14 protein-coding genes and 1 tRNA gene are annotated in these 15647 nt (G+C 66.4%); 6 read left to right on the top strand and 9 right to left on the bottom strand.

Going from position 1 to position 15647, the window contains the following annotated elements; all coding sequences use genetic code 11:
- Positions 1-22 precede the first annotated feature (22 nt).
- Genes ACZ2G3_RS15070 through ACZ2G3_RS15055 form a run of 4 tightly spaced genes read right to left on the bottom strand, consistent with a single transcriptional unit; the run spans position 23 to position 1954 of the window.
- Positions 23-1060 (bottom strand): helix-turn-helix domain-containing protein, encoded by a 1038-nt coding sequence (locus ACZ2G3_RS15070; protein WP_470396811.1) that lies wholly within the window; start codon positions 1058-1060, stop codon positions 23-25.
- A complete protein-coding gene (locus ACZ2G3_RS15065; protein ID WP_470396810.1) occupies positions 1057-1452 on the bottom strand; it encodes a VRR-NUC domain-containing protein in 396 nt (131 codons plus the stop codon). The genes ACZ2G3_RS15070 and ACZ2G3_RS15065 overlap by 4 nt, the downstream gene beginning before the upstream one ends.
- A complete protein-coding gene (locus ACZ2G3_RS15060; RefSeq protein WP_470396809.1) occupies positions 1449-1661 on the bottom strand; it encodes a hypothetical protein in 213 nt (70 codons plus the stop codon). The genes ACZ2G3_RS15065 and ACZ2G3_RS15060 overlap by 4 nt, the downstream gene beginning before the upstream one ends.
- A gap of 35 nt (positions 1662-1696) precedes the next feature.
- Entirely contained in the window at positions 1697-1954 is a 258-nt protein-coding gene (locus tag ACZ2G3_RS15055) for a helix-turn-helix transcriptional regulator (RefSeq protein WP_470396808.1), read from the bottom strand.
- Between the two features lie 625 nt (positions 1955-2579).
- Between ACZ2G3_RS15055 and ACZ2G3_RS15050 the strand changes: the two genes are divergently transcribed.
- Positions 2580-3857 carry a tyrosine-type recombinase/integrase gene (locus tag ACZ2G3_RS15050; RefSeq protein WP_470396807.1) on the top strand — a complete coding sequence of 426 codons (1278 nt, stop codon included), beginning with the start codon at positions 2580-2582 and terminating at the stop codon, positions 3855-3857.
- Positions 3858-3881: 24 nt separating this feature from the next.
- On the opposite strand, the gene ACZ2G3_RS15045 is transcribed toward ACZ2G3_RS15050, so the two are convergent.
- Positions 3882-4487 carry a hypothetical protein gene (locus ACZ2G3_RS15045; RefSeq protein ID WP_470396806.1) on the bottom strand — a complete coding sequence of 202 codons (606 nt, stop codon included), beginning with the start codon at positions 4485-4487 and terminating at the stop codon, positions 3882-3884.
- A gap of 833 nt (positions 4488-5320) precedes the next feature.
- Between ACZ2G3_RS15045 and ACZ2G3_RS15040 the strand changes: the two genes are divergently transcribed.
- The 5 genes from ACZ2G3_RS15040 (at position 5321) to ACZ2G3_RS15020 (ending at position 8158) form a co-directional block, all read left to right on the top strand.
- Entirely contained in the window at positions 5321-5629 is a 309-nt protein-coding gene (locus ACZ2G3_RS15040) for a helix-turn-helix domain-containing protein (protein WP_470396805.1), read from the top strand.
- The gene (locus tag ACZ2G3_RS15035; protein WP_470396804.1) at positions 5626-6537 is read left to right on the top strand and encodes a reverse transcriptase family protein; all 912 of its coding nucleotides are present in this window, start codon (positions 5626-5628) and stop codon (positions 6535-6537) included. Before ACZ2G3_RS15040 ends, ACZ2G3_RS15035 begins: the two co-directional genes overlap by 4 nt.
- Positions 6538-6559: 22 nt before the next feature.
- Positions 6560-7900 (top strand): DUF7986 domain-containing protein, encoded by a 1341-nt coding sequence (locus tag ACZ2G3_RS15030; RefSeq protein WP_470396803.1) that lies wholly within the window; start codon positions 6560-6562, stop codon positions 7898-7900.
- A 42-nt stretch (positions 7901-7942) separates the two neighbouring features.
- Entirely contained in the window at positions 7943-8071 is a 129-nt protein-coding gene (locus ACZ2G3_RS15025) for a hypothetical protein (protein WP_470396802.1), read from the top strand.
- Positions 8062-8158 (top strand) — tRNA-Leu (locus tag ACZ2G3_RS15020). The genes ACZ2G3_RS15025 and ACZ2G3_RS15020 overlap by 10 nt, the downstream gene beginning before the upstream one ends.
- A gap of 196 nt (positions 8159-8354) precedes the next feature.
- Here the strand turns inward: ACZ2G3_RS15020 and ACZ2G3_RS15015 are convergent.
- The 4 genes from ACZ2G3_RS15015 to ACZ2G3_RS15000 form a co-directional block, all read right to left on the bottom strand.
- A complete protein-coding gene (locus tag ACZ2G3_RS15015; protein WP_470396801.1) occupies positions 8355-9689 on the bottom strand; it encodes an HlyD family type I secretion periplasmic adaptor subunit in 1335 nt (444 codons plus the stop codon).
- Positions 9690-9699: 10 nt separating this feature from the next.
- Entirely contained in the window at positions 9700-11646 is a 1947-nt protein-coding gene (locus ACZ2G3_RS15010) for a type I secretion system permease/ATPase (protein WP_470396800.1), read from the bottom strand.
- The gene (locus ACZ2G3_RS15005; RefSeq protein WP_470396799.1) at positions 11643-13478 is read right to left on the bottom strand and encodes a hypothetical protein; all 1836 of its coding nucleotides are present in this window, start codon (positions 13476-13478) and stop codon (positions 11643-11645) included. Before ACZ2G3_RS15005 ends, ACZ2G3_RS15010 begins: the two co-directional genes overlap by 4 nt.
- 150 nt (positions 13479-13628) lie before the next feature.
- Positions 13629-15479, bottom strand: coding sequence for a hypothetical protein (locus ACZ2G3_RS15000; RefSeq protein ID WP_470396798.1), 1851 nt, complete (start codon positions 15477-15479; stop codon positions 13629-13631).
- Positions 15480-15647 lie beyond the last annotated feature (168 nt).

The raw sequence follows: 15647 nt of genomic DNA, 5'->3' as shown, positions 1-15647 counted from the left end.
CGGGGACGTGACACCATGCCATTCACCGCACCCCGCGCAAGCGCAGGCGCTCGACCGTTACCAGTCCGCGGGTCAGCATCGCGTCGCGCATGGTGTTGCTGATCGTGCTGGGCGGCAGGAACCGGTCGGAGTTCACCAGATCGGCATAGAAGGCCGCCAGCTCGTCCTCGCTGGGCCGGGGGCCCTCGTCGCGCTTGCGGCGCCGGGTCTCTCCGTTGCCGGTTGCCGGACCCTTCTTCGCAACCGCCGCGCCGGTCTGCTTCAGGCGCTGGGCGGCGCGCTGCATCGCACGATCGAGCGCCTTGGGCCCATCGGGTGGTTCAGGGTGATCGCGCCGCGAGGCCTCGGCCACCGCGAGGATCTCGTCCTCGTCGAGCCCCAGATCGTCGCGCCAGCGCCGGACATGCTCGCGGGGCGGCCAGCCCTGCCACCAGCCGGGCAGGGCGGCAGCGTCCAGGCCCAGGGCCCGGATCAGTTCCCCGAAAAACTCCTCGGAGATGGCCTCGCGCGCCTGCGCGCCCTCCTCCTCCTTTACTGAGTTACTTAGAGGTTCCCTTACAGGGTTAGTGTCCGGATTCCGGACACGGCTTTCGGCATTTTCCGGACACGGGTCGGCCGGAAAATCGGACACGGCTCGAGTATCACACCCGTGTCCGGTTTCTGGACACGGCTCGTGCTCGACGGACGTATCGTCGTCGAGAGGTGCTGGTTCTGCGCAGGTTTCTCCGTCATCCGGGTTTCCATGTCCGGTTTCCGGACACGGCTGCGGATCATGTGGTGTGAAGCCCGGCTCGAAGCCCAGAATGTAGCGGGTCGGCATCTGCCGCTTGGTGACTGGATGCAGGCGCGGGACACGGCGCAGGAGACCAGCGGCCTCCAGTTGGCCGAGATGCTCGTTCAGTGTCGATCTGCTGATCTCGCAATCCTCGGCCAGCCGGTCCTGCGAGGGGAAACAGCCGTAATCCGGGTTGAACCGGTCGCAGAGATGCCAGAGCACGATCTTGGTGGTCGGCTTCAGCCCGCGCTGCTTGATCGCCCAGTTGGTGGCTTCGTGGCTCATGGCGCGAGCCTCCGGGCCGGGGCCGCGACACGCGTGGTGAACCCATGCTCCGCCAGCGCGCCCAGCGCGTCGTCGAGCGAGCGCACCAGCGCCCAGCCATGGCCCTGCGCCTGCACAGCATCGCGAAACGCCTCCTGCGTTGGGCTGAGCCGCCCCTTGACGGATTTCAGCTCGAGGAACAGCACGCGGCCGTCGCAGAAGGCCATCAGATCGGGAAAGCCGGGATGGACGCCCATGCCCACGAGGATCGCCTGGCGTTTGGCGCCGCGGGGGCCGGCCTCGGTCACCTCGTTGGCGCAGTGATGGATGATGGCCGAGCGGGGCAGGGCAAAGCGCAGGGCCTGGACCACCGCGCGCTGCAGATCGGCCTCGGGTGTGCCACGGCGCTTCATAGGCTCATCTCCGGCCCATCATCGTGATCGGAGCGCTGGGCGTGGCGATGCCGGGCCGGGCAACGCGCCTCGATCACGAACAGGAGGGCGCGGGCGTCGCGCCGCTCGGCCTCGGTCTCGCCATGCGCGGTCAGCACATTGCAGGCGAGCCGGACGAGGTGGTCCGAATGATGCGCGACGTCGGCGATGACCGCGCGGGCCTCGAGCACGCGGGCCCTGGGCCATGGGGATGAGGCGGGCGTCATCATCTGTGCCCCCGCCCGCGCGCCTGCTTGGCGGCCTCCTGCGCGGCGAGCCAGTCCTGCACCGCCGTGCGGCGGTAATAGACCCGGCGCCCGGCGCGTACGCAGACCGGGCCGATGCGGCGGTCTTCCCAGCGGCGCAGCGTGTCCTCGGTCAGGCCGAGCTCCCGGGCCAGTTCTCCCCGGCTGATCCATCCCGCCAGGATCGCTCCTGAGGTGCCCTGCCCGGGGTCCGAGGTGAGGGGTTCGGTCTGTTTCATGTCTGCTCTCCCGAGTGTCGCCCGATGCGGGCAGGTGTCGGAGACCAGCAGGGACAGACGGGCAGGGGTGGCAGGAAGGCAGTGACCGGCAGTCACCGGCAGTGGATTTGTGAAAGCAGTGCCACCCCTTGTTTCATTGGAGTTGCGCGATTTCGGGGGCCTCGCGTGCTGCGGTGCAGCGGGATTTGCAGATCCCTGGCGCGGCTCCGGAGGCCCGGCGCCGGTGCGCCTGAACCCACTGATCGAGCCGGAACCCCCCGAAATTCCGGGGCCTTGGGGGATTTCGGGGGGAGTTTCAGGGGGTGGCAGGGTGGCACTGACCGGCAGTCACCGGCAGCGAGATCGCCGAACCGCTGCCGGTGCTTGATTTCATTGGGAAAAGGCTGAAATTCCGTCCTGACGCAGCGCTCGGTGGGGAAACCGGTGCCCATGCGCGGGCCCAGCGCCGAGCGCCAATCCGGACGCTCTGCACTTCGAACCTCAACAAATCATGGGGCGGCACGGGTTCGGGGGCGTCACTGCCGGTGACTGCCGGTCGCTGCCTCGACGCCCCGGCACCGGCCATGATTGCCTTGCTATCGCTTTGAATTCACGCGTCATGGAGACGAAAAGAGGGCCACAGCCGATGCCGAACCGCGAACGTCTGACAGAGAAGATCCTGCGCGATGCCGTGCCGGTGCCGGGGCGGGACTACCAGATCTTCGATGCCGACATTCGCGGTTTTGCCGTCTGCATCTATCGCGGCGGCGGGCGGGCCTTCACCTTCGACTACCGCGTCGACGGACGCCAGCGCCGGATGACCTTCGCCCGCTGGCCGGAATGGTCGGTCACCGCGGCCCGCGAGCGCGCCAGGGAGCTGCGCCGCATGATCGATGCCGGGGGCGATCCGCTCGGCGAGCGTTCCCGGCGGCGCGAGGCGCCGCGGTTTCAGGATCTGATCGACCGCTACATGAAGGAACACGTCCCGCGGCTCGCGCCCGTGAGCGCGGCCGATCAGAAATCCATGCTGGCCAAGCTGGTCGCGCCGCACTGGGGCCGGAAGCTCGTGACCGAGATCACCAAGCCCGATGTCGAGAAGCTGCTGGCGAAGATCGCCGAGGGGCGCGCCCGGCCGAGCAGGGCGAAGCCCAACAACCGCGCCCGCAAGCTGCAGGGCCCGAAGCCCACGCCGGTTCGCGCCAACCGCGTGGGCGAGGTGCTACGCAAGATGTTCAACCTCGCCATCGAGTGGGGCTGGCGCACGGACAACCCGGCGAACGGCTTCTTTCGCCGGATCGAGAACCCGCGCGAGCGCTTCCTGTCGAAGGACGAGATCGACCGGCTGGCCAAGGCGCTGGACGCGGCGGAGGATCAGCGCGCGGCGGGCATCATCCGGATCTGCATGCTGACCGGCGCCCGGGTGGGGGAGGTCCGCCAGTCCCGGTTCGAGCAGTTCGATCTGGAGCACTGCCTCTGGTCGAAACCGGCGGCCACCACCAAGCAGCGCCGCGTGCACCGTGTGCCGATCTCCGAGGATGTGGCGGCCATCGTGCGCCAGCGGCGGCTGCTCGTGCCGAAGGGCAGTCCCTGGCTGTTCCCCGGCGATGTGCCGGGCCAGCCCGTGAAGGAAATCCGGCGCTTCTGGATCCGGATCCAGAAGGAGGCGCAGATCGAAGGCGTTCGGATCCATGACCTGCGGCACACCTTCGCCTCGCTGCTGGTCAGCGGCGGTGCCTCGCTCGAGATGATCGGCAAGCTTCTCGGGCACACCCAGATGCAGACGACCCAGCGCTACGCCCATCTGATGGAAGGCCCGCTCCGCGCGGGCGTCGATGCGGTGGCCAGCGTGTTCCGTCCCAGACCAACGCTGGTCCATGATCGCGATGAGCATGGGGATCGTGACGGCGACCGGAAGTCCGCGTGACGGGCGCCGCCTGCGGCCGTGCGGTCAGGCGCTCTGGCGGAGCTGCGACAGTGTCTTCCAGACCGCGCTGATGCGGCGCCGGATCGACCGCTCATCCGGGAACTGGCCATCGGACGACTGCTCGGCGAACCACGCCTGCATGTCTTCGATCAGCTCCGACTGGGTGGCAGGCAGGCCCTTCTCGTGGACCCTCACGATCAGCGCGCTCGTCATGCCGTCCCAGTCATAGGGCGAGGTCGAGCCCGCGCCGCCCGCGATCCTCCGCATCAGCTCGTGGTCGTCCTCGAACTTCTGGACCTGCTGGCCCGTGATCAACAGATCCGCAATCGAGACCTCGACACCCGCCGCGGGGTCGGTGATCAGCAACCAGTCGGTCGAGCCGTTGGACCGGACGCGACGGACGAATGCCGACTGCGGCCCGGTCCCGCAGCGGCGGAACATCGGCAGGATGTCGAAGGCCGAGACGACGACCTCGCCAGCGACGATGTCACCCCCGCAGGTGACCGGCGGGATGCCGGTGACAATGTCCAGGCGACCCTTCGACGACCAGCCGGCGAGATCCGCGATACTGCAACCCCAGCGTGCTGCGACTTCATGGACTGTGTAGTATTCCCTTTGCGGTAACCTCATGTTTTCCTCCCCAATTTCAACCCCTTACAAAACACGCCAAATCTGGCGCGCGGCACGGCGCGGTCATCGATCTTGGACGCGTGCGTCGACCCAGCGCGACTCGCTTTCTGGTTTAGTGCCAGTTTGTCGGAGAGCAGCTCAGAGAACAAGACATGAACATTCGGCTTGATGATGCTCTGAAGGAACCGTTACCGGTTCGTGTGGGCGGGATGCAACTCGCTGCCGAGTCATCTCCGCCGCGCTTCGTCGAGGCAGCTGGTACGGAGTTGTCCGTGATGAGCGTCACAGAAGCAGACGGGCACAAAATATTGTGCCTGTCTGGCATTTGTGCATAGTCAGATCGCCAATGGCGAACTTTGCTCTTGAAATGGCGAACCAATCGGGCTATCCAGCGAGTAATGCTCAGGTGAGAGATAGCTGCCACAGGCTGATCGGTTCGCCGATCGAGGAGGCTTCGGCCTCTACCCACTTCGGGGCGTGGCGACCGCTTCCGCGCGAGGCGATCCGCGACGACGACCCGACGACTCAAGTCCGCAGCTCGCGTTGCGGCACGGGGGCGCCTAGGAGATAGCCTCTGCCCTGATTGCCTCTTGGGAAGGCGGCACACTCGTCGGGATGGTCTCGGCGAGGAAGCCCAGGAGGTTGCGACATGGGAAATGAACCCGTGAAGCCCCTGAGCACCGGGCAGTGGATCCGTCGCTGGATTCGGCGTGTTCTTCGGAAACGTCGGACCCTGATGGTCGCGTTCTGGGTGGTGAAAACCATCGTGTATCTGGCGCGACTGATCTTCCGAGACGGCTCCTAGGTGTTCAACTGCAGAGGATGGGAGAACAATGCTCAACGAAGCTCTTCGCCTGGTACGGGTCTACCATGACCTGACACAGGCTGACGTGGCCGAACGCGTCGGGCTTTCTAAATCCTATGTTTCGGAAATCGAGAGTGGCGAGAAGAAGGTCTCGCTGGCAGTTCTCGAGAAATATTCCGCTACCTTTGACATACCGATGTCGTCGCTCATGCTCTTTGCGGAGCGCGTGGATGAGGCCGGAAAGGCTGACGCCATTCGGGTGTACGTCGCTGACAAGGCGCTGAAGATGCTGGATTGGGCCGCAACGATTTCCGAGTTCAGGGGCGCGAGCCGGTGAGCTACCAGCGGAACCAGTCCATTCTGTACAAGATCACCAGCCCGCAGATGCTGGCAGATCGTCTGAGGCTTTCTCGGGCGGAACTGGACGCGCTTCTTGCCGATGCCGATCTCTACAAACGCTGGGTCGATAGGAAGTCCGGGCGCTCCATCCAGGAGCCGAGGCCGAGGCTTGCGCGGGTGCATCGCAGGATCGCAACCTTCTTGGCCAGAATCGACACGCCGCCCTACCTGCACTCGGCCAAGAAGGGGCGATCCTACATCTCCAATGCGGCAGCACATTCCGTCGATGACGGGTGCGTCAAGATCGATGTTCGTAGGTTCTATCCGTCAGCGCGGGCTCAGGCTGTCTATCACTTCTTCCTCGACCGGATGGCATGCGACGGTGATGTTGCCGGAATGCTCGCGAAGCTGCTGACGGTGGACGGGCATCTGCCGACGGGGAGCAGCGCCAGCCCAATTGTCTCGTATTTCGCCTACGAAGACCTGTTTGATGAACTTGCGGTCTTGGCCGAGGCATCCGGCTGCAGGATGACCGTTTACGTAGACGACATTGTCTTCACGGGCGCAGGGGCGACGCGGCGCCTCCTGTTCGAAGCCAGGAGGGCCATCGGCAAACGGCACCTGCATGGGCACAAGACCAAGCTCTTTCGGCCCGGTCAGCCGCGGATCGTCACCGGGGTCGTTGTCACCAACAACGGGCTCCGGTTGCCGAACCGGCGGCAGGTCCGTATTGCAGAGGACCAGAAGCTGTTCGATGACTTGCCGCTTGGCCGCGAGAAGCTCACGGTGGCAAGGCGGCTCACCGGACGTCTCGTCGAAGCCAGCCAAATCGATGCAGGGTGGCGAGTGCGCGCTGAGGCAATGGCTGCCCAGCGCGATGATATCCAACGAAAGATCGGTCGTTAGACCGGCGTGGACTGGGCTGGTTATGGCTGAACGCAATGACATTTCCAGCCTTCTGACCTTCATCGGCCGGGAGGGTGACTGGCGCGAACGGCTGCAGGATGTTGTCGCCGAACATCTGATGCCCGCGCTCGAGGAATTCGAGATCGACCATGACGGCTTGGCCGACCTGTTGGGTGAGCAATGGTCAGGCGTGCTCTGGGGCTGCGGGTTCGAGGATTTCCTCGGGCAGCGCTATGACGACGGGAACATCGTCGATCTCTACCTGAAGCGGCGCGGCTGGAAGGAAACGGCGCTGAACCGGGCCTACTTCGCCGCGCTGCGGGATGCGCCGGTCAGCCTGTACGAGGTCAGCGATGTCCAGCCCGGCGCCTCGATGGTTCTACGCGATCTGCTGTCGGATGCCGTGCCGGTCACGGTGCGGGAGAAATCCGCGACGCGGACGCTGAAGCAGTGGGACAGGATCGCTGTGCGTGTTGTGCCCGAACGCGATCATCATGTCATCTCCGGGGCGCTGTTGCCCTTCCGCGCCGAGGCGGTGGACTTCCTGTTCGCCGGGCTTCGCGATGCCCTGAAACTGAAGAAGCGCGATGCGCTGCGGCTCTCCCGCGACCAGTTGATGAGCTGCGCGCCAATCTTCACCTCCGCCTGGCTGTTCATCGAGATCGACCGTGCGCTCACCCCGGCGCAGCCGCAGTTCACCAATTCGGACGGCGATGATGTGCTGTTCCACGATCTGCGGTTCCCGCTCGCCAGCGGAGTGACGCAGAAGGCGATTGCCCAGCGGCTGGACCAGGTAAAGGACTTCCTGCCCGAGGGGCCGAAGTTCTGGAACTGGCTGGCCACGCGCAAGGGGCGCGGCGGCAAGGGAAGCGGCGGCATCATGCTGGACACGCAGATGGAGGGAGCCACCGTCTTGGGCTCGCTGGAACTGAAGGGCAAGACGCTGCTCGTGACCGTCAACTCGGCCGGGCGCGCGGCAAAGGTCGAGGCGTTGATCAGCGCGGCTGCCGGCGATCTGCTGAGGCCACAGTTGACCACGATCCGGACGGTTGAGCAGATGCGGGCCGACCAACGGCGTGACGGGCCGCGCGAGACCGCAGACGAAATCCCTCCTGAAATCGCTCGCCAACTGATGCGGGATCACCTGGACAAGCATTACCGCGAAACGCTGGACGCGCCGATCCCGGCGTTGGGTGGCAAGTCGCCGCGGCAGGCCGTTCGCACGGCCGGGGGGCGTGAGAAAGTGATCGGCTGGCTGAAGCACATCGAAAACCGCAGCGCCGGGCATGGCGAGGGTCCGATTGCCGAGTATGATTTCTCGTGGATGTGGGCCGAGCTCGGGCTGGAGAGCTACCGGAGGTGATCTCTCGATGCTGGGACGAGCGATGATAAAGGAGCAGAAGCGGTGCCGGGCTACATCAACACCACATCAACCCGCGAATGCACGTTTCGCCTTGGTTTTGCAGGTGAATCCGTGCGAATGCTAATGTATGTGGGGATGAAAATCGAGCAGGAACAAAGGCTTGCGGCGTAAGCTATTGGTTTTCCTTAGTTATTGGCATCGCTCGACTTTGGGCTCATAACCTGAAGGCCGCAGGTTCAAATCCTGCCCCCGCAACCAAAAATACCGAACCCGCATACAGCCCGCTTCCCAGCGGGCTTTTTGTTGTCTGGCCTTGCGCAAGACCAACCAGCGCCGCCATTGCTCTCTCAAGCTCCCTTAACGCCTTTCGGCGAAACGTGGACGGTGAAGATCTCGATCAGTCTTCGGATGGGCTCCAAAGCCGGCGTCCGCAGTTCTACCGGCGCAAGGTGGCTCAGTTTTCAAGAAAAGCCCGCGAAAAGGAGTCGCGGACGGGCTTGAGAAGATATTGCATGAAGGTCCGCGACTCGGTCTGGATCATCACCTCAGCCGGCATACCGGGGGTCGGGGTAAAGCCGTGCACCCGGGACAGTTCGTCGGGCGCAATGTCGACGCGGGCCAGATAGACCTCGCGCCGGGCGCCGTCGGTGTCGCTCGGGATCGCGTCGGCCGAGACATAGATCAGCCGACCGATCAGCACGGGCGTCGTGCGCTGGTTCAGCGAGGTCAGCCGGACCGAGGCCGGATGCCCCACGGTCAATGAGTCGACATCAGTGCGGGGGACCTGGGCTTCGATGATCAGCGGGACGTCGTCGGGCAGGATCTCGATGATGGGCTTGCCCGCCTCGATGACGCCGCCGATCGTGTGATAGTGCAGCCGCACGACGGTCCCGGCCACGGGGGACAGGATCTCGGACCGCTCCAGGATGTCCTGCGCCTTCAGCGACTGTTCCCTGATGCTGTCCAGCTCGGATTCCACGACCTGCATCTCGTCCAGCGCCTGCTGGCGATCCTCGTTCCGGGCCTGGGTGATCTGCAGCTGCGCCTTTTGGGTCAGTTCGGTCGTCTCGCGGATCATCGAGCGGAGCCTGGCCGCCTCGCCGTCGGCTTCGGCCAAGGCACGGCGCAGGGCGTTGACCTCGCTGCGGCGCACCAGGCCACGCTCCATCAACTGCGTTCGCGCGTCGTGATCCTCCTCGAGAAGGACGACCTGCCGTTCCAGCGCCGTCAGCTGTTCCTCCAGCCCCTCCCGCCGCGCTCGGGCCGCTTGGATGTTGCTGGTCAGCAGGGCGATGTCGCTGTCGAATTTTGCGCGCGAGCCGACGAAGTTCACCAGCTGCTCCTCGACCATGGCATCGATCTCCGGGTCGCCGCGCAGCTGGGCGACATAATCGGACAGGTCGACCGATTCCGTTCCCGCATAGACCGCCTGCAGCCGCGCGGCGATGGTCTCCAGGCGGACCCGGCGAAGCATCAGCTCGCGCTTGTTCGCCAGGGCCGACGTCTGATCAAGCAGCAGCAGCGGCTGGCCCGCCTGGACCTGATCGCCTTCGTTGACGCGGATCTCGGCGATGATCCCGCCTTCCAGATGCTGGACGATCTTGTTGCGCCCGGTGGCCACGAAGCTGCCCGCGGCCAGGACCGCCGCCGCGAGAGGCGCGCGAAAGGCCCAGGCCCCGAAGCCGCCGAAGGAGACCGCCAGCAGGACCAGGCCGAACAGCACATGGCGCCAGACCGAACGGGGCAGATCCTGAGACCAGTCGGCTGCGGGAGTTCGGGGAAAATCCATGGTCAGATCCTCATGCAGGGGCGGGCATGGCGCCGCCGGGCGCGGCAGCCGGCGCGGCAACCGGGGCGGGGGCTGCGGCACCGCGGACGGCGCCCTGTCCCAGGCCGCCACGTTCCGCCAGGGCCTTCAGCATCCGGTCGCGGGTCCCGAACATGGCGATCTGCCCGTCGGCCAGCATCATGATGTTGTCCACATGGCTGAGCAGAGAGGCCTTTTGCGTGACCACCACCACGGTGATGGCGCTGCGCTTTGCATGTCCCATGGCACGGGCCAGCGCCTTGTCGCCCGCGGAATCCAGATTGGCGTTCGGCTCGTCCATCACCATCAGCTTTGGGTTGCCGAAAAAGGCGCGGGCCAGCGCGATGCGCTGCTTCTGCCCGCCGGACAGGGGAGATCCGTCGGCGGCGACGATGGTTTCATACCCTTCGGGCAGCTGCGCGATCATGTCATGGACATCGGCCAGTTCGGCCGCGTCATAGATCTGTTCATCCGTCGCGTCGTCGCGCATCCGCGCGATATTGCGCTTGATCGAGCCCGGGAACAGCTGCACGTCCTGGGGCAGATAACCGATGCTTTCCCCCAGCTGCCGCTGGTCCCAGTTGCGAAGGTCCATCAGGTCCAGCCTGACGCTGCCCGAGGTCGGCAGGATCGAACCCACCAGCATCTTGCCAAGCGTGGTCTTGCCGGCCCCCGAATTCCCCACGATCGCGCAGGACGTGCCCGGCGTCAGGGAAAAGGTGATCGCGTTCAGGACCACCCGCTTGGTCCCCTGCGGGACATAGAGCAGGCGCTCGACATCCAGGCGCCCCTGCGGGCGCGGCAGCAGCAGCCGGTCCTGGTTCAGCGGCGATGCGGTCAGCAGGGCCGAGATCCGGCGAAAGCTGGCCCGCGACAGGGCAAAGCTGTTCCAGCCCTCGATGGCGCCCTCGATCGGCGACAGCGCCCGGCCCGCGATGATCGAGGCGGCGATCACCATCCCGCCCGTGATGTCGCCCAGGATGGCCAGATAGGCGCCCCAGCCCAGCATGCCGATCTGAGTCAGCAGGCGCACCCCCCGCGACGCCGCCGCGCTGGCGATGTTGCGGTCCTGGGCACGCACCTGCGCCCGCATCGACGCCGCGCTGTCGCGGCCCCAGATGGTCACCGCCTCGGGGATCATCGCCAGCGCGTTGATGATCTGGGAATTGCGCGACATCGAATCCAGGTGCAGGTTCGCCCGGCTTTGATGCAGGTTCGCCTCGGCAAAGGCCTTTTCGGTGATGCGCTGGTTGACATGGGCGATCATCAGCAACAGCAGCGCGCTGCCCAGCACGATCAGGCCCAGATGCGGATGCACCAGAAAGATCGCGACCGCGAACAGCGGGGCGAAGGGCAGGTCGAGAAAGGCCAGCAGGGTTCCCGACACCAGAAAGCTGCGCAGCTGCTGCAGATCGCCAAGCGTCTGGTATTCGCGCCCGTTGCTTTGCAGCGACGCGCGCGCCGCCGCCGCCAGGATCGGCGCGCCAAGCCGCGCCGACATGTCGACCGAAGTGCGCATCAGGATAAAGCGTCGGATCGCGTCAAAGGTCACCTGCAGGATCACCGCGCCCACGATGACCAGCGTCAGCATGACCAGCGTGTCGGTCGAGCGGCTGGTCAGCACCCGGTCCGAGATCTGGAACAGGTAGAGCGGAATGGCCAGCACCAGGATGTTCGTTACGCAGGTAAAGACCATCACCGCCAGCAGGTTCAGCCGCACCGCGCGCAGGGCCCGGCCGATCGCGCCCGAAATGTCGGTCTCGGAGACCCGCTTGTGAAAGGCGCCACGGCCTTTCAGGGGGGCGGGCGCCGGGCCTGCCGGCACGCGGCCCGCCTCGGCCTCGATCGTGGGACCATGGTTCAGGGCGGCGGTCCCTGTTGGGGATGCTCTGCCGGGGCCGCGCCGTGGGTGATCGGGCGGCAGTCGTTCTGTCGTCATGACAATACCGTTTGCATGGGATCGACGGGGATGGCGTCCGACGGGATCATGTGGGGCGCCAGATCGCTGTCATCCCCCTGCGGCCCCATCGCGTCGGCCAGAAACACCACGGCCTCGCTGGCCAGGCCCGGTCCGCCCAGGGGCGAGCCGGGATCAACCAGTTCCGCCTGGTGGATCAGCGCGTCGGAATAGACGCCGCCCCGGGTATGGACGGTCGCATCCACGCCGTATTCCGCAATATGGGCCGAGTTGATCAGCACGTTCGATCCCGTGACGACGGTGACGTCGCCGACATGTTCCATCGCCTGCGCGGCCAGAAGGTCGACCTGGTCGGCATCGCCCAGGACGTTGATCTGCTCGATGATCTGGGCCGAGACGAGGTCGCCCTTGATGTGCAGCACGCGCAGCATCTCGGTGCCCGCGAAGGCCCCGTCCTGCAGCACGCCCGACGACATCCCGTCCGGGCCCTCGGCCAGCAGCTTCAGGTAGCCGCCTGTCGCCGTGACATGGCCGGCCTGCCCCACCTGCAGGATCGAGGCGTCGTTCACCAGAAGGTTGTCCCCGCTGCTGATCCGGCCCCCGGCATCGCGCAGGGTGACGTGGTCGCTGTCCAGCAGCACGTTGGTCTGGAAGATCGCGGCCAGGTTGATGAGGTTGCCGTCGATGACGATCAGGTCGAAATGAAAGCCCAGTTCGAACAGCGACACTTCGTTGACGGCGCCGTTGGCCCCGAAGATCAGCGTGGTGCTGGACGCCGTCAGCGTGATCGAGGTCACGTCATTGTCGCTGACATAGTTGTGCTGGACGATCCAGTTGAAGTTGACAAGGCTGCCTTCGATCGTCGTCACCGCCCAAAATTGCGGGGCCGCCTCGTCCCCCTGCGCGGGCACGGTCTGCGTGGGCGACCGGTGGACCAACTCGGCAAAGTTGATGCCGCGGGTCGTTCCGCCAAAGCTGTCCCAGCTGCCGCCCGACGGGCCCGTCACCAGATCGGCGTCCTGCCAAACATTCACCTGCGAGATGAGATCGACCGAAATGCTGTCGCCGCCCACGACCATCACCGGCGCCGAGATCCAGCTGGCGGTCAGGATGACCTCGTTCACCAGCATGTTTGCACCGTGGACGACCTGGTGCGTCGGGCCGGCATCCGCGTCGTCTTGCGCCAGGCGCTCCTTGACGGCGTCGGGCAGCAGGTCCTGGATGTCGGGACGCGCGCCGCCCGGTTGACCGTCCAGGTGGGTGCCTTGGGCCTCCGCGCCCCACAGGTCCCCATCCTGGGGCGACGCCAGCCGCTGCACGGCACAGGCCATCTCCAGAAAATCGGCCTCGGTCTCGGGAAGGGTCAGGCCGGGCGCGACGCCAAGGGCGGTCGCCTGCGCCACCAGCCCGTCCAGCTCTGCCTGCAGCAGGTCCAGCGTCACATGCTGCATCCGGTCGGCATCCAGCAGATCTTCGTCGGACAGGCGCAGGTGCTGGAGGATGACCGCGGCGACGGATCCGGGTGCGGGCATGGTGAAATCCGGCATGCCGGCATCCGACCCAAGGCGGAAGGCCGGTGCATCGCCCTCTCCCCCCTGATGGGGGGCCGGTCCCGTCGCCAGCGGCGGGATCGTGGCGGGGCCATAGCCGTAGAAGGCGCCGTTCGCGACCGCGTCAGAGGACAGCGGTGGCGGTGCGTGTCGGATGATGGCGCTCATGTCGCGAAAGACGTAAGGGTGGGGCACGTCCTGGCTCAGTTCGACCAGATCGCCCAGCTCGTACTGGGCCTGCACCGCCACCAGTTCGTCATAGTCCAGGCGCAGGCGCGCCCGTGTCTCCATCAGTTCAAGCAATCCGATAAAATGAGTGATCGACTCTGAAGCCGCATCCGAGCAGAACATCGCAAATTCCCCTGTTCAGTCGAGCAGCGATACCCGTTAAAGGCCGCATATGCTGGCGGACCCGCGCGACGGTGCCGCGCGGGTCCCTGTTGCGCCGGTCGTTCAGCTCATGTCGTCCTGGCCGACCAGGCTGGAGCTGAGGTCGCCGCCCACCACGGTCATGTCGACCGTGTTGCCCAGCACGTTCGCTCCCATCACGATGCTCTGGTTGAAGGCCGTGGTCTCCAAGAGGCCGTCGGCCGAGGCGGACGACGTGCCGGTGACATAGCCGTCATCGCCGTTGTTCGATCCCCAGGTGCCGGCATGGGCATAGCCCCCGTCACCCGTCATGATCGAGCCGCCCTCACCGCCATTGCCGCTGCCCGAGTTCCAGGCTTGGCCACCATAGGCCGCACCGCCGCCCGCCGACGCGGCGCCCCCCGCACCGCCATGGGTGCTGCCCGTGGCGCCGCCTGCGCCGCCGATGGACCAGCCGCCCCCGGTGCCTGTGCCGATGCCGTCGGCCGAGCCTCCGGCGCCGCCCATGCCATGCGCCATGGCCTGACCAAGACCCATCCCGGCGCCGCCAAGCGCGTCGCCCGCCTCGGCCATCGCCGCGCCCAGCCCATAGCCTGCGCCCGATCCGGCGCCGCCATCGGCCCCGTCACCGGCCATGCTGTCGTTGCTGCTGGAGCCGCCGCCGCCAGTCGCGCCGCCGGCGCCGCCCGTGCCCGCACCGCCGGTACCCCCGGCACCGCCCGCGCCGCCCGAGCCGAAGAAGCCCGAGTCGCCACCGTCACCGCCGTCGCCACCGGACGCGCCACTGCCAGAGCCGGCACTGCTGTCGCCGCTGTCGCCGCCATCGCCGCCGTCACCGGTGCTGCCACCACTGCCGCCCATGCCGCCCATTCCGGCGCCAAGGCCCAGCCCCGCGGCCAGGGCACCCGCGTCGCCGCCGGTCGCGTCGCCGCCCGTGCCGTCGCCATCCGCATCGGCGTCGGCCGAGCCGTCGCCGCCGCCGGCCTCGCCGCCCATGCCCGCACCCAGGCCGAGGCCCAGCCCGGCAGAGGCCCCGCCGGCACCCCCTTCCGCATCGGCATCCCCGCCGCTGCCCGACAGCGACAGGCCGCCGGCCGCCAGGGCGATGCCGCCGGACGCCGTCGCGGCGCCGTTGCCGCCATTGGCATTGCCGGCCGCTCCGCCGGTGCCGCCCGCGCCGCCCGCGTCAATGCCGTCCTCGGCCGTCGCGGCCCCGCCATAGGCGCTGCCGTTCTGGTTGAACGTGCCGTCGTTCGAGACCGTCGGATTGCTCAGGACGTCATTGTCGACCATGTGGCCCGACTGGACCAGCGTGTTGGCGCTGTCGTTGCCACCTCCCGAAAGGGCGTCGTTCAGCATGTTCTCCAGGTTGATGTCGTCGTCATTGCCCAGAACGACATTGCCGTCGCGGTTGACGATCAGGGTCTCGATCGTGCCGTCGGCATTGTCGATGTCCAGATCGGCAAAGTCGTCATCCGTGGGCTCCCATCCTCCCATGTCCAGGCCGACATCCACGGTCGTGCTGACATTGGTGGCCACGTCGGTGTAGTTGGCGGCATGGTTCGCGGCCGCGTTCCAGGCGGTGTTCGCGGCGTCGTTCGCGTTGGTGTTGCTGTTGGCATTGCCGTTCAGGTTGCCGTTGGCGTTCCCGTTCAGGTTGCCATTGCCATTCATGTTGCCGTTGCCATTGGCATTGCCGTTCGCATTGCCATTGGCGTTGCTGTTATAGCTTTCGCTGCTCTGGGACTGGCCCTGATCCTGGCCTTGGTCCTGCCCCTGATCCTGGCCTTGTCCCTGGTCCTGGCCCTGCGCCTGCAGCTGGGCCTGCAGTTCGGCTTGGGCCTGCGTCTGTCCCTGGTCCTGGTCCTGATCCTGGCTCTGGCTCTGATCGTTGAACGGCCAGGTGAACAGGTTGAAGTTGCGGCTGTCAGACATGTTTCACACTCCGGTTCGTCGTGCAGGACCGCTGCCGGATCATCGCAAGCAGCAAAGGAACTGCACCGTTCCGGGGGACCTGTCGCGGACCGCAGGGCCGGCTGCTGGGCAATGGCCCACGCGCCAGAAGGCGGCAGCAGGTGCGGACGGCGACACTGATCCGTGCCT

The sequence above is a fragment of the Paracoccus sp. KKT209 genome (assembly GCF_055635455.1).
Note: the sequence above shows the minus strand (reverse complement) of the source record. Positions and strands in the feature narration are given on the sequence as shown.

Coding starts and splice junctions, on each gene's coding strand:
- ACZ2G3_RS15070 (WP_470396811.1), bottom strand. CDS start 1,060: ATGAGCCACGAAGCCACCAACTGGGCGATCAAGCAGCGCGGGCTGAAG.
- ACZ2G3_RS15065 (WP_470396810.1), bottom strand. CDS start 1,452: ATGAAGCGCCGTGGCACACCCGAGGCCGATCTGCAGCGCGCGGTGGTC.
- ACZ2G3_RS15055 (WP_470396808.1), bottom strand. CDS start 1,954: ATGAAACAGACCGAACCCCTCACCTCGGACCCCGGGCAGGGCACCTCA.
- ACZ2G3_RS15050 (WP_470396807.1), top strand. CDS start 2,580: ATGCCGAACCGCGAACGTCTGACAGAGAAGATCCTGCGCGATGCCGTG.
- ACZ2G3_RS15045 (WP_470396806.1), bottom strand. CDS start 4,487: ATGAGGTTACCGCAAAGGGAATACTACACAGTCCATGAAGTCGCAGCA.
- ACZ2G3_RS15040 (WP_470396805.1), top strand. CDS start 5,321: ATGCTCAACGAAGCTCTTCGCCTGGTACGGGTCTACCATGACCTGACA.
- ACZ2G3_RS15030 (WP_470396803.1), top strand. CDS start 6,560: ATGGCTGAACGCAATGACATTTCCAGCCTTCTGACCTTCATCGGCCGG.
- ACZ2G3_RS15015 (WP_470396801.1), bottom strand. CDS start 9,689: ATGGATTTTCCCCGAACTCCCGCAGCCGACTGGTCTCAGGATCTGCCC.
- ACZ2G3_RS15010 (WP_470396800.1), bottom strand. CDS start 11,646: ATGACGACAGAACGACTGCCGCCCGATCACCCACGGCGCGGCCCCGGC.
- ACZ2G3_RS15000 (WP_470396798.1), bottom strand. CDS start 15,479: ATGTCTGACAGCCGCAACTTCAACCTGTTCACCTGGCCGTTCAACGAT.